This window comes from Pseudomonas sp. FW305-3-2-15-E-TSA4, from assembly GCF_058787295.1.
In genome coordinates, this window is the sequence record NZ_JBYSZP010000004.1 from 147005 (window position 1) to 160313 (window position 13309).

General features: G+C 59.5%; 10 protein-coding genes. 4 read left to right on the forward strand and 6 right to left on the reverse strand.

Annotated features, from left to right (window positions below; genetic code table 11):
• The first annotated feature begins 123 nt into the window (after window positions 1–123).
• Window positions 124–1467, forward strand: a complete 1344-nt coding sequence (locus AC3WMV_RS06910; RefSeq protein WP_103367422.1) for an OprD family porin — start codon at window positions 124–126, stop codon at window positions 1465–1467.
• A 245-nt stretch (window positions 1468–1712) separates the two neighbouring features.
• Here the strand turns inward: AC3WMV_RS06910 and AC3WMV_RS06915 are convergent, their stop codons facing one another.
• Together AC3WMV_RS06915 and AC3WMV_RS06920 are read right to left on the reverse strand one after the other, a co-directional pair.
• Entirely contained in the window at window positions 1713–2555 is an 843-nt protein-coding gene (locus AC3WMV_RS06915; protein WP_027612528.1) for a mechanosensitive ion channel family protein, read from the reverse strand.
• A gap of 184 nt (window positions 2556–2739) precedes the next feature.
• Window positions 2740–3225, reverse strand: coding sequence for a YajQ family cyclic di-GMP-binding protein (locus AC3WMV_RS06920; protein ID WP_003227548.1), 486 nt, complete (start codon window positions 3223–3225; stop codon window positions 2740–2742).
• Between the two features lie 140 nt (window positions 3226–3365).
• Here AC3WMV_RS06920 and AC3WMV_RS06925 point away from each other — a divergent pair, with 140 nt between their 5' ends.
• Genes AC3WMV_RS06925 through AC3WMV_RS06935 form a run of 3 tightly spaced genes read left to right on the forward strand, consistent with a single transcriptional unit; the run spans window position 3366 to window position 6953 of the window.
• Entirely contained in the window at window positions 3366–4283 is a 918-nt protein-coding gene (locus tag AC3WMV_RS06925) for a putative 2-dehydropantoate 2-reductase (RefSeq protein ID WP_103367421.1), read from the forward strand.
• 45 nt (window positions 4284–4328) lie between these two features.
• Entirely contained in the window at window positions 4329–6365 is a 2037-nt protein-coding gene (locus tag AC3WMV_RS06930) for a sensor histidine kinase (RefSeq protein WP_007962086.1), read from the forward strand.
• 3 nt (window positions 6366–6368) lie between these two features.
• Complete coding sequence (locus tag AC3WMV_RS06935; RefSeq protein ID WP_027612526.1) at window positions 6369–6953, forward strand: cob(I)yrinic acid a,c-diamide adenosyltransferase; 585 nt, start codon at window positions 6369–6371, stop codon at window positions 6951–6953.
• Between the two features lie 125 nt (window positions 6954–7078).
• On the opposite strand, the gene AC3WMV_RS06940 is transcribed toward AC3WMV_RS06935, so the two are convergent.
• From AC3WMV_RS06940 to secA, 4 genes are all read right to left on the reverse strand, one after another.
• Entirely contained in the window at window positions 7079–8023 is a 945-nt protein-coding gene (locus AC3WMV_RS06940; protein ID WP_103367420.1) for a Nudix family hydrolase, read from the reverse strand.
• A complete protein-coding gene (locus tag AC3WMV_RS06945) occupies window positions 8020–8652 on the reverse strand; it encodes a glutathione S-transferase family protein (RefSeq protein ID WP_096795096.1) in 633 nt (210 codons plus the stop codon). Before AC3WMV_RS06945 ends, AC3WMV_RS06940 begins: the two co-directional genes overlap by 4 nt.
• Before the next feature lie 286 nt (window positions 8653–8938).
• On the reverse strand, window positions 8939–10156 hold the full coding sequence (gene argJ / locus AC3WMV_RS06950) for a bifunctional glutamate N-acetyltransferase/amino-acid acetyltransferase ArgJ (RefSeq protein ID WP_103367418.1): 1218 nt from the start codon (window positions 10154–10156) through the stop codon (window positions 8939–8941).
• Window positions 10157–10278: 122 nt separating this feature from the next.
• Window positions 10279–13014, reverse strand: coding sequence for a preprotein translocase subunit SecA (gene secA, locus AC3WMV_RS06955; RefSeq protein ID WP_027612522.1), 2736 nt, complete (start codon window positions 13012–13014; stop codon window positions 10279–10281).
• Window positions 13015–13309: the final 295 nt, after the last annotated feature.

Below are 13309 nucleotides of genomic sequence, written 5' to 3' on the forward strand. Positions count from 1 at the left end.
GCAAGTATCGCCAACATTGTCGGCGTGATATAAGTTTGCGCCGACACAAAAAGAAAGAGCCGCCCAGATAATAAAACAGGTGGGACGGCAGTACTCTTCTAAAAACCAAAGGAGCAAATCACGATGCGCGTGATGAAGTGGAGCATGATCGCCCTGGCTGTTGCAGCAGGCACCTCGCAGTTCGCAATGGCATCTTCGCAGGATGACGCCAAAGGGTTCCTGGAAGACCAGAGTCTGAAACTGAAGACTCGTATGGAATACATGAACCGCGATTACAAAAATGGTGCCGGTAACGTTGCAAAGAAAGACGGCACCCCGGGTTTTGAAAGCGGCTATCGCCAGGACACCGGTGTCAGCCAACTGCTGACCTACGAATCGGGCTTCACTCAAGGCACCGTAGGTTTCGGTCTCGATGCCATGGCCATGGGTTCGGTCAAACTGGACGGTGGCTCGGGTCGTCGTGGTAACGGCCTGTTTGCAGTCGACAGTGACGGCAACCCGGAAAAATCCCAAGGCAAGATCGGCGGCGCAGTCAAATTCCGCGTATCCGACACCGTTCTGAAATACGGTCAGCAATTCGTTGCCAGCCCGGTCTTCGCCACTGACGACAGCCGTCTGTTGCCAGAAGTGGCTACCGGTACCCTGATCACTTCCAAAGAGATCAAAGGCCTGGAACTGAGCGCAGGTCGCTTCACCTCCCTGAGCAAGCAAACCGGCATGGGCCGCGACAGCATCGGCGGTCTGCCTGATGAAAACGGTTTTGGCGGCAAAGGCCTGACCAACATCAATATCTTCGGCGCAAGCTATGCCTTCACCGACAATTTCACCGGTGCATTGGCCGCTTCGGATGCCGACCAGTACTTTAAAAAGCAATACATCAATCTGAACTACACCCTGCCAATCAACGAAGAACAGTCTCTGAACTTCGACTTCAACGGTTATAAAACCGAAGGCGAGAAGCGCGGCGATCTGGTTGACGCTATCGGCGACGGCACCAGTGGTGTGGACAACAAACTGTGGTCCCTGGCTGCTGCATACAGCATCGGCGCGCACAAATTCACCGTCGCGCACCAGCGCTCCAGCGGCGACAATGCCTACTACTATGGCGTTGACGGCAACAGCACCATCTTCGTTGCCAACTCCATTCAGATCTCCGACTTCGTGGGCCGTGAAGAACGCTCCTGGCAAGCTCGTTACGACCTGAACATGAAGACCTATGGCGTTCCTGGCCTGAGCTTCATGACCCGCTACGTGAAGGGTGACAACATCAAGACCAACGGTCTGGGTGAAGGTAAAGAGAACGAGTGGAACGCCGAGTCCAAGTACGTGATCCAGGAAGGTCCAGCCAAGGATCTGTCGTTCCGTCTGCGTTACGCCATGTACCGTTCGAACGGCGCTTACAGCGGCTACGCGTCTGACAACAACGACACCCGTCTGATCGTCGAGTACCCACTGAACATCCTCTAATCGGGATATACAGCTGAGGTACTGTAGAGCTTTGCTCTAACAAGAACCGCTCACCTGACTCAGGTGAGCGGTTTTTTTATGAATCAAGTTCACTCCTGCCTTCCTGTTTCTGACCGAACAAATAATATTAGCTAGCTACTTATTAGCCAACGAACATCTAGATCGGGCATAAAAAACCCAAGAGTGCGAACAGCTCTTGGGTTAGTCCACTCATTAACTGACCGCGAAGCCAAGTATCAGTGGTATTACTGAACAGCCGATTCCTGAACTACTCGGATAACCCGCTGTGGAAACGGAATATCAATTCCGGCAGTTTTCAAACGGTCACGCGACTGTTCGTTAAACATGAACATCACGTCCCAATAGTCTGCAGTTTTAACCCACACACGCAGGGAAACAGTGATCGAACTGTCACCCAACGTCGAAATGACCGCTTGTGGCGCAGGGTCCTGCAATACGCGCTCATCCTTGGCCAGATCCAGCAGCACCTGACGGGCCTTTTGCAGATCAGCTTCGTAATCCACACCCACGTCAAACACCACTTTGCGGGTTGGCTGACGGTTGGTGTTGGTGATGATGCCGTTCGACAGATTGCCGTTCGGGACGATGATGGTCTTGTTGTCACCGGTACGCAGCACGGTGTGGAAAATCTGGATGCTGTCGACCGTACCCGCCACACCTTGCGCTTCGATCCAGTCACCGATACGGAACGGACGGAACAACAGAATCAGCACGCCGCCGGCGAAGTTCGCCAGGCTGCCCTGCAACGCCAGACCGATCGCCAGACCGGCAGCACCAATCGCGGCCACGAACGAGGTGGTTTCCACGCCGATCATCGAGGCCACACTTACGATCAGCAGCACTTTGAGAATGATGTTCGCCAGACTGCTGATGAAGCCTTGCAGCGCCAGGTCGGCATTACGCAGGGCCAGCAGACCGCCGAGTTTTTGCGTGACCTTGTTGATCAGCCACCAGCCAATGGCCAGGGTAATCACCGCCAGCAACACACGGCTGCCGTATTCCATGATCATCGGAATCCACGCCTGGGACGCCTTGACCAGGTTGTCTACCTCAGCATTCAAATCCATCTTCCATCTCCTGATTTCCGGCCATTCGGCACGCGAAAGATAAGCGGCAGAAACCCGCCGGGGTGCACATAAATCAAATGTGGGAGCGAGCCTGCTCGCGAAGGCGGTGTGTCATTCAGCCAGGAGGTTGACTGACACGCCGCCTTCGCGAGCAGGCTCGCTCCCACAAATCTTCTGACCGGACTTAGTCGCGGAAGTTGTTGAACTGCAGTGGCATGCCGAATTCCTTGGCGCGCAGGGCCGCGATGGCTTCCTGCAGGTCATCACGCTTCTTGCCGGTCACACGCACCTGCTCGCCCTGAATGGCGGCCTGTACCTTGAGCTTGGCGTCCTTGATGTGAGCGACGATCTTCTTCGCCAGCTCCTTGTCGATGCCTTCTTTGAGAATGGCGTCCTGCTTCATCAGCTTGCCCGAGGCGTAAGCATCTTTGACTTCAAGGCACTGCACATCAATCTTGCGCTTGGTCAGAGCCAGCTTGAGGATCTCGATCATCGCTTCCAGCTGGAACCCGGCTTCAGCGGTCAGATTGACGGTCAGGTCCTTTTCCTTGAACTCGAAGCTGCCTTTGCCTTTCAGGTCATAGCGACGATCAAGTTCCTTCACGGCGTTCTCGACCGCGTTGGTCAGCTCGTGTTTGTCCAGTTCGGATACCACGTCGAACGACGGCATGTAATCTCTCCAATAAAAAGGCGCGCTCGATCAGGAGGGAGCGCGCTTGGCTTGCGGTTAAAATCCGGCTCATTATAACGGGTCTTTTCCCAGCGATACGGCGAGCCTTGCATGCCAGTACCTTACCGAGTGAAAAACTGATGTCCACCCCCTGGCACGTTCTCGGCGCCGGCAGCCTTGGCACCCTGTGGGCCACGCGTCTGGCTCGGGCCGGTCTGCCGGTGCGGCTGATCGTGCGGGATGCCGAGCGTTTGCGCAGCTATCAGGTGGCCGGCGGCCTGACGCTGGTCGAACACGGCGCAGCCACTACCTATGCCGTCCCCGCGCAAACGGCGGACGACCCGGAGCCGATCCGCCGCCTGCTGGTCGCCTGCAAGGCCTATGACGCCGAAAGCGCCGTCGCCCGCCTCGCCCCGCGCCTGAGCGCAGATGCCGAGCTGATCCTGCTGCAGAACGGCCTCGGCAGTCAGGACGCCGTCGCAGCGGTGGTTCCGCAGGCACGCTGCATCAGCGCCTCCAGCACCGAAGGCGCGTTCCGCGACGGCGACTGGCGCGTGGTGTTTGCCGGCCACGGTTTCACCTGGCTGGGTGATGCCGGCCATCCGGTGGCGCCGATCTGGCTGGACGACCTGCAAGCGGCGAACATTCCCCACGAATGGAGCACCGACATCCTCACCCGGCTGTGGCGCAAACTGGCGCTCAATTGCGCGATCAATCCGCTGACCGTGCTCCACGATTGCCGTAACGGCGGGCTGGAACAGCATCAATGCGAAGTCGCCACGCTGTGCAACGAGCTGGCCGAATTACTGGAGCACTGCGGTCAACCGGCCGCAGCGGTCAATCTGCAACAGGAAGTCGAGCGGGTGATTCACGCCACCGCAGCCAATTACTCGTCGATGTATCAGGACGTGGCGAACCAGCGCCGCACCGAAATCAGTTACCTGCTGGGCCACGCCTGCAAAGTCGCCACCCGTCACCAGTTGAACCTGCCACACCTCAATCAATTGCAGCAGCGTCTGATCGCTCATCTGCACAGCCTTGGATTGCCCAGCGACTGAGCAGCGGCTACGCTGGCCACTTGTTCCTTTGCTGCGATAAACCTGATGCCATTGCGCCAGCGCCTTGAAAACCTGCCGGTCGGCCAGAAACTGCTGGCCGCCCTGCTGGTGTTGTTGACCACCGTCCTGCTGGTCGCCAACCTGACCTTTATCAGCGCCGCCTATTACATCTCTCAGGAAAGCATGGCGCCGCAAGCTTTGCAGACCATCGGCCGGCTGATCTCCAACCCGAGCCTGGTCGCACAAGCCCTCGAGTCGCCCCAGAGCGCCGAACGCCTGCTCAAGGAACTCGACAGCTATTCGCCACTGCGCGCCGCCGCGTTGTATGACGGCAAGGGTGACCGCATCGCCCAGGTGCAGCGTGGCGACAAGCTCAATCTGCCGGAACGCTATCGACACGTCGAAGCCTGGCAGCTCACCGAGTTTCGCAGCAATCAGTTGATCACCCTGCCCCGCCCCGGCACCGCGCCCGGGCACTTGCTGCTGGTCGCCAGCAGTGAACTGCCGATGGCGTTCTACACCGGCACCCTGACTGCCAGTCTCGGCATCCTGATTTTCAGTGTGCTGCTGTGGCTGGTGATTGCGCGGCAGATCAAACGCCTGATCACCCGCCCGATCCATGAGCTGGAAGAACTGTCGCGTCAGGTCACTCGCGAAGAGAACTATGCCCTGCGCGCCTCACGCGGCAACCACGATGAAATCGGCAGCCTCGCCGAGGCGTTCAACACCATGCTCTCGCGCATCGAAGCCCGCGAACAGCAGCTCAAACGGGCCCGCGATGACTCGCAGGCCGCCTACGATCAGGCCCAGGGCCTGGCCGAAGAAACCCGCCACACCAACCGAAAACTGGAGCTGGAAGTCCAGGTTCGGAGCAAGATCGAGAAGAAGCTCACCGGATTCCAGAACTACCTCAACAGCATCATCGACTCCATGCCCTCGGCGCTGATTGCTCTCGACGAGCAACTCTACGTGACCCAGTGGAACCAGGAGGCCAGCGCCCTCTCCGGGACGCGCCTGGATGAGGCGCTGAACCAACCGATCTTCCTCGCCTTCGAACCGCTCAAGCCGTTTCTGCCACAACTGAAGCAAACGGTCGAAGAACACACCGTGGCGAAGATCGAGCGGGTGACCTGGTTCAAGGACGACGAGCCCAAGCACTACGCCCTGACCTTCTACCCACTGATGGGCGGTGCAGGGCGCGGTGTGGTGATCCGTATCGACGACATCACCCAGCGCCTGTCGCTGGAAGAAATGATGGTGCAGTCGGAGAAGATGCTCTCGGTCGGTGGCCTCGCCGCCGGCATGGCCCATGAGATCAACAACCCGCTGGGCGCGATCCTGCACAACGTGCAGAACATTCGGCGGCGGCTGTCGGCAGATCTGCCAAAAAACCTCGAAACCGCTGAACAGCTCGGCATCGAACTGGACACGGTCAACCGTTACCTGCAGAGCCGCGAAGTGCCGAAACTGCTCGACGGCATCCAGCAGGCCGGCGCGCGGGCGGCAAAAATCGTCACGCACATGCTCAGTTTCAGCCGCCGCAGCACTAGGCAAATGGCCCCCTGCGATCTGCCGGCGCTGATTGATCAGGCGGTGGAAATTGCCGGTAACGACTTCGATCTGGCGATCGGTTTCGACTTCAAGGGCCAGGCGATCATCCGCCAGTTCGACCCGGCGCTCGGCCCGGTGCCGGGCACCGCCAACGAACTGGAACAAGTGTTGCTCAACCTGCTGAAAAACGCTGCACAAGCCATTCATCAGCGCGAAGATGACAGCGAGCCGGGGCGGATCATCCTGCGCACCAAACTCAATCCGCCATGGGCCGAGATTCAGGTCGAGGACAACGGCATCGGCATGAGCGAAAACGTGCGCAAACGCACCTTCGAGCCGTTCTTCACCACCAAGGAAATCGGCCAGGGCACAGGGCTGGGGCTGTCGGTGTCGTACTTCATCATCACCAACAACCACAAAGGGCAGATGGAAGTGCAATCGGCGCCGGGCCAGGGCACCTGCTTCACGTTGCGCCTGCCACTGACCCAACCGGCGGCCATCGCCGCCGAAACCAATCAACTACCGAGGTAACCCATGGGCTTTCGCTTGTCGAAGATCTACACCCGCACCGGCGACACTGGCGAAACCGGCCTGGGCGATGGCCGCCGCGTGCCCAAGGATCACCCGCGCATCGAAGCGATTGGCGAAGTCGATACGCTGAACAGTCAGGTCGGTGTGCTGCTGGCCGGGTTGATCGCCGAACGTGAGGCATTCCCGGGATTGAATGAACTGATCGACGTGCTCGCGCCTTGTCAGCATCGTCTGTTTGATCTTGGCGGTGAGCTGGCGATGCCGGAATATCAGGCGTTGAACACGGCAGAAATCGAGCGCCTGGAAGCGGCGATTGATGTGTGGAACGAGGAATTGGGGCCGCTGGAGAATTTCATTCTGCCGGGCGGTTCGATGCTGATTGCCCAGGCCCATGTGTGCCGCAGTCTGGCGCGCAGTGCCGAGCGGCGTTGTCAGCATTTGAACGCGATCGAGCCGTTGGCCGGGGTTGGTTTGGCGTATATCAATCGGCTGTCGGATCTGTTGTTCGTGGCCGCAAGGTTGATTGCGCGGCGGCAGGGGATTGCGGAGATTTTGTGGCAACCGGCGGCGAAGCCTTCAGATATATAGCGCCTGTAAGGACGCCTTCGCGAGCAAGCCCGCTCCCACATTTTGATTGCATTCATCCAGTTGGAATGCAGTCAAAATGTGGGAGCGGGCTTGCTCGCGAAGAGGCCATCAGCCTCACAACATAATCAAGCTTCTGGCCAGAACGCGCGAATCCCCGCCACACCCTGAGCCCCAACGCCCCACGCTTTCTCGCGCTCCGCCGGGCCGACCCCGCCGAGCAAGAACACCGGCTTGCTGAAGCCCTCGATCAACGTCGAAGCCTGATCCCAGCCCAATGGCTGCGCATCCGGGTGGGTCAAGGTTGGTTGAACCGGCGACAGGGTGACGAAATCCACGCCCATCTGCTCGGCCAGTGCCAGTTCTTCAGCGTTGTGGCACGAAGCCGCCAACCAGCGCTCAGGCGGCAACGGCCGCCCTGCTTCGGCGTATTTGCGCAGTTGTGCGGCGGTGATGTGCCAACCGGCAGACGGGAAATCGCCGAGCCATTCGAACGGCCCCTTGATCATCAACTGCGCCTTGCCGGCACACAGACCGGCTGCATCCACCGCCAGATCGCGGTATTTGGGGTCATAGCCGTTCGGCGCGCGCAACTGGATCAGTTTGATCCCGCCGGCAATCGCCTTCTGAATGCCGCGCAGCAAGGCCGGGGCTTCCAGATCGTCCGGCGTGATCAGGTATTCGCCGGGCAGGCGCGCCGCGGCCACGATCGACTGATTGGCCGCCGGGAACTCGTAGTTCAGCAGATCCTTGGCGGTCACCCAGGCCAGTGGCTGACCTTCGGCACCGTGTGGCTCACCGGTGAACTGAGACACTTCCCAGACATCCAGCAATACCTGCTTGTCGGGGTAATCATGGCGGACCTTAATCAGTGGACGAGCGGCGCCAACGACAATACCCAGCTCTTCCTGCAGCTCGCGCGCCAAGGCGCCTTCGACCGATTCGTCAGCCTCGACCTTGCCGCCGGGAAATTCCCACAAGCCGCCCTGATGCTGGGTATCGGCACGGCGGGCGATGAGGATTTTGCCGCTGTCGTCCCGAATGACGGCAGCCGCGACGTGTACGCGTTTCACGGATTCAACTCCTCCAGTCCAGCCTTTTGCCACGCCTTGAAGGCGGGCCATTGGTAGACGGTTTCAACATAGGCTTGATCAACCGTCGGCAACTGCACCTGGTAAGTCCGCAGGCGCACGGCAATCGGTGCGAAGAACGCGTCAGCCAGGCTCACCCGGCCAAACAGATACGGCCCAGGCTCCGTGGCGGCAGCACGGCATTCAGCCCACAGCGCGAGCATGCGTTCGATATCGACCTTCACCTCTGGCGGCACCGGGTTGAGCGGTGCGTCATGGCTCAGGTTGAACGGCATGTGATTGCGCATGGCGAAAAAGCCACTGTGCATCTGCGCGCAGGCGGATCGCGCCTGGGCACGGGCGAACAGGTCGGTTGGCCAGAGCTGTTCGGACGGGAACTGCTCGGCCAGGTATTCGGCGATCGCCAGAGAGTCGGCGATGGTGCCGCGAGAAGTTTGCAGCAGCGGCACCTTGGCGGTCGGCGAATGCTTGAGCAGCTTCTCGCGGGTGTCGGGCTTGCCGAGTTTGATCAGCTCTTCGCTGTAGGGAGCGCCGGTCAGCTCCAGCGCCAGAGCGGCGCGCAGGGACCAGGAGGAAAGCAGTTTGTCGCCGATGATCAGGTGCAGGGACATGGTGTGGCGCCTTTTCGTCAGTGGAAAGCTTCAAGACTTGTGGTGACTGGGCCGACGCTTTCGCGGGCAAGCCCGCTCCCACAGTAGTTTCGGTCGTGCACAAATCTCGTGTACACCACAGAACCCTGTGGGAGCGGGCTTGCCCGCGAAGAGGCCGGCACGTTCAACATTGATGTTGCCTGATACAACGCCATCGCGAGCAGGCTCGCTCCCACATTGGATCGTGTTGTCACAAATCCCCCTGTGGGAGCGAGCCTGCTCGCGAAAGAAGCGACCCGGTCTTGGATCAGGTGCGGTACTCGGCGTTGATCTTCACGTATTCATGCGACAGGTCGGTGGTCCAGATGGTTTCGCTGCAATCACCGCGACCCAGTTCGATACGGATGGTGATCTCTTCCTGCTGCATCACCGCCGAACCCTGTGCCTCAGTGTAGGTTGCTGCGCGTGCGCCACGGCTGGCGATGCACACGTCGCCAAGGAACACGTCGATCTTGCTCACATCCAGATTCGGCACGCCGGCACGGCCGACAGCGGCCAGAATACGGCCCCAGTTCGGGTCGGAGGCGAACAGCGCGGTCTTGATCAGCGGCGAGTGGGCCACGGTGTAACCGACGTCGAGGCATTCCTGATGATTGCCGCCGCCGTTGACTTCAACGGTGACGAACTTGGTCGCGCCTTCGCCGTCACGCACGATGGCCTGGGCCACGTCCATGCACACTTCGAACACAGCCTGTTTCAGCTTGTTGAACAGCTCGCCTTCGGCGCGAGTGATTTCCGGCAGTGCAGCCTTGCCGGTGGCAATCAGCATGCAGCAGTCGTTGGTCGAGGTGTCGCCGTCGATGGTGATGCGGTTGAACGACTTGTTCGCGCCGTCGAGCATCAGGTTGTGCAGTACGTCGCGGGAAACTTTGGCATCGGTGGCGATGTAGCCGAGCATGGTCGCCATGTTCGGGCGAATCATGCCTGCACCTTTGCTGATGCCGGTGACGGTAATGGTCACGCCATCATGCTCGAACTGGCGGCTGGCACCCTTGGGCAGGGTGTCGGTGGTCATGATGCCAGTGGCGGCAGCTTCCCAGTTGTTTTCCGACAGATCATCCAGTGCGGCCTGCAGCGCGCCTTCGATCTTCTCGACCGGCAGCGGCTCACCGATCACGCCGGTGGAGTACGGCAGGATCTGGCTGGCATCGACACCTGTCAGCTCGGCCAGTTTGGCGGTGGTGCGCTCGGCAGCCGCCAGACCCGGCTCACCGGTACCGGCGTTGGCATTGCCGGTGTTGGTCAGCAGGTAACGCACGTCGTTGTGCACGCGTTTTTTCGCCAGGATCACCGGCGCGGCGCAAAAGGCGTTCAACGTGAACACACCGGCCACGGTCGAACCTTCGGCACAGCGCATCACTACCACATCCTTGCGCCCGGGGCGCTTGATGCCGGCCGAGGCGATACCGAGTTCAAAACCGGCAACCGGGTGCAACGTTGGCAAAGGACCAAGACCAACAGCCATGAATGCGCTCCTTACTCAATGATGTCAGCACCGCTCACAGGGATGGCGGTGGTGTAAATGGCAAAACGCCGCGACGGCAGGAGCCGGTCGCGGCGCGGGTATTTCAGCGATTGAAACGGGGTTTACTGGATCTGCCCGTGGCAATGCTTGAATTTCTTGCCCGAACCGCAGTAGCACAGTTCGTTGCGGCCCAACTTCTGCTCGTTGCGCACCGGCGCGGTGGCGAGGGCTACATCGACCTCTTCACCCAACACTTCCGGCTGCTCCAGACCAGGGGCCTCGGCGTGTTCGAACTGCATGCGCGCGGCCAGTGCTTCGGCTTCCTCACGCAGGCGTTGTTCTTCGGCTTCCGGATCTTCGCGGCGCACCTGAACGTGCGACAGCACACGGATCGAGTCGCGCTTGATCGAATCCAGCAGCTCGGAGAACAGCGTGAACGACTCGCGCTTGTATTCCTGCTTCGGATTTTTCTGGGCGTAGCCACGCAGGTGGATGCCGTGACGCAGGTGATCCATGGTCGACAGGTGGTCTTTCCACAGGTCGTCGAGCACGCGCAGAACGATCTGCTTCTCGAACGAGCGCAGTGCTTCGGCACCGGCCTGATCTTCTTTCTCGTTGTACGCCGCCATCAGCTCGACCATCAGCTTCTCGCGCAGGGTCTCTTCGTACAGGTGATCGTCTTCGTCGAGCCATTGCTGGATCGGCAGTTTCACCCCGAAGTCGCTGGCAATCGACGCTTCCAGACCGGCCACGTCCCACTGCTCTGGCAGCGATTGCGGTGGAATGTGCGCGCTGACGGTGGCGTTGAGCACGTCCTGACGGAAATCGGCGATGGTTTCACCGATGTTGTCGGCGGCCAGCAACGTGTTACGCATGTGATAGATCACTTTACGCTGTTCGTTGTTGACGTCGTCGAACTCGAGCAGTTGTTTACGGATGTCGAAGTTGCGACCTTCCACCTTGCGCTGCGCCTTCTCGATCGCGTTGGTCACCATGCGGTGCTCGATCGCTTCGCCCGGCTGCATGCCCAGGGCTTTCATGAAGTTCTTCACCCGGTCAGAGGCGAAGATGCGCATCAGGCTGTCTTCCAGCGACAGGTAGAAGCGGCTGGAACCGGCATCACCCTGACGCCCGGCACGGCCACGCAACTGGTTGTCGATACGACGGGATTCGTGACGCTCAGAGGCGATCACCTGCAGACCGCCGGACTCCAGCACTTGCTGGTGACGCTTCTGCCAGTCAGCCTTGATCTGGGCGATCTGCTCGGGGCTCGGGTTTTCCAGCGCCGCGACTTCCACTTCCCAGTTACCGCCCAACAGGATGTCGGTACCACGACCGGCCATGTTGGTGGCGATGGTCAGGGCGCCCGGACGACCGGCTTGCGCGATGATCTCGGCTTCTTTTTCGTGGAACTTGGCGTTCAGCACCTTGTGTTCGATGCCTTCCTTGTTGAGCAGGTTGGACACATGCTCGGAAGTTTCGATGGTCGCGGTGCCCACCAGGATCGGACGGCCCTGGGCCATGCCTTCCTTGATGTCATTGATGATCGCCGCGTATTTCTCTTCGGCGGTCAGGAACACCAGGTCGTTGAAATCTTTACGCGCCAACGGCTTGTTCGGCGGAATCACCATGACCTGCAAGCCATAGATCTGGTGGAATTCGAACGCTTCGGTGTCGGCGGTACCGGTCATGCCGGACAGCTTGGTGTACAGACGGAAGTAGTTCTGGAACGTGGTCGAAGCCAGAGTCTGGCTCTCGGCCTGAATGTTCAGACCTTCCTTGGCTTCGATGGCCTGGTGCAGGCCTTCGGACAGACGACGACCCGGCATGGTACGACCGGTGTGTTCGTCGACCAGTACGACCTGACCGTCCTGCACGATGTATTCGACGTTGCGGTGGAACAGCTTGTGCGCACGCAGACCCGAATAGACGTGGGTCAGCAGGCCCAGGTTATGCGCCGAGTACAGGCTCTCGCCTTCAGCCAGCAGGCCGACGCCGGTGAGCATTTCTTCGATGTACTGGTGACCGGCTTCGTTGAGTTCGACCTGACGGGTCTTCTCGTCGATGGTGTAGTGACCGGCCTTGGTGACCTGGCCTTCGACTTCTTCGACGTGCAGTTCCAGCTGCGGGATCAGTTTGTTGATCTCCATGTACAGCTTGGAACTGTCCTCGGCCTGACCGGAAATGATCAGCGGGGTACGGGCTTCGTCGATGAGGATGGAGTCGACTTCGTCGATCACGGCAAAATTGAGTTCGCGCTGGAATTTCTCTTCCATGCTGAACGCCATGTTGTCGCGCAGGTAGTCGAACCCGAATTCGTTGTTGGTACCGTAGGTGATGTCGGCAGCGTAGGCGGCGCGCTTCTCTTCCGGCGGCTGGAACGGCGTCACGACGCCGACGGTCAGGCCGAGGAATTCATACAGCGGGCGCATCCAGTTGGCGTCACGGCGGGCCAGGTAGTCGTTCACGGTTACAACGTGCACGCCCTTGCCGGACAGCGCGTTGAGGTAAACGCCCAGGGTCGCTACGAGGGTTTTACCCTCACCGGTACGCATTTCGGCAATCATGCCTTCATGCAGGGTCATGCCGCCGATCAACTGGACGTCGAAGTGGCGCATGCCCATGACGCGCTTGCCGGCTTCACGGGCGACCGCGAAGGCTTCAGGCAACAGCTTGTCGAGGGATTCCCCTTTGGCGATACGGGCCTTGAACTCATTGGTCTTGGCGCGCAATTGATCGTCCGAAAGGGCCACCATTTGCTCTTCGAAGGCATTGACGAGCTGCACCGTCTTGAGCATGCGTTTGACTTCACGCTCGTTCTTGCTTCCAAAAAGTTTCTTTAACAAAGGCGCAAACATATCGGCAGGATCTTCCACACTAAAGGGATGGAGGGCGGCCCCGTGAGTCGCCCGTGCAGCCCTCATGGCCGCATGCGAACGAGCATTCTACCCGGAAACGGTGGTGAGGAAAGTGGCGATATTCCACGATGCTGGCACTGCGCTTTGACGGGGCTCACTTAAAATAAGGGCGTTTTGCTCAACTTCAACCCATCAAGGCAAGAAGTTAGTTGTTGATTTAATGGGTAAAGCAGGGACAAAAGCAATGGGCGAGTGGTTCCGTTGCTTTCTGCTAACATGGCGCCTCTGTTACTTC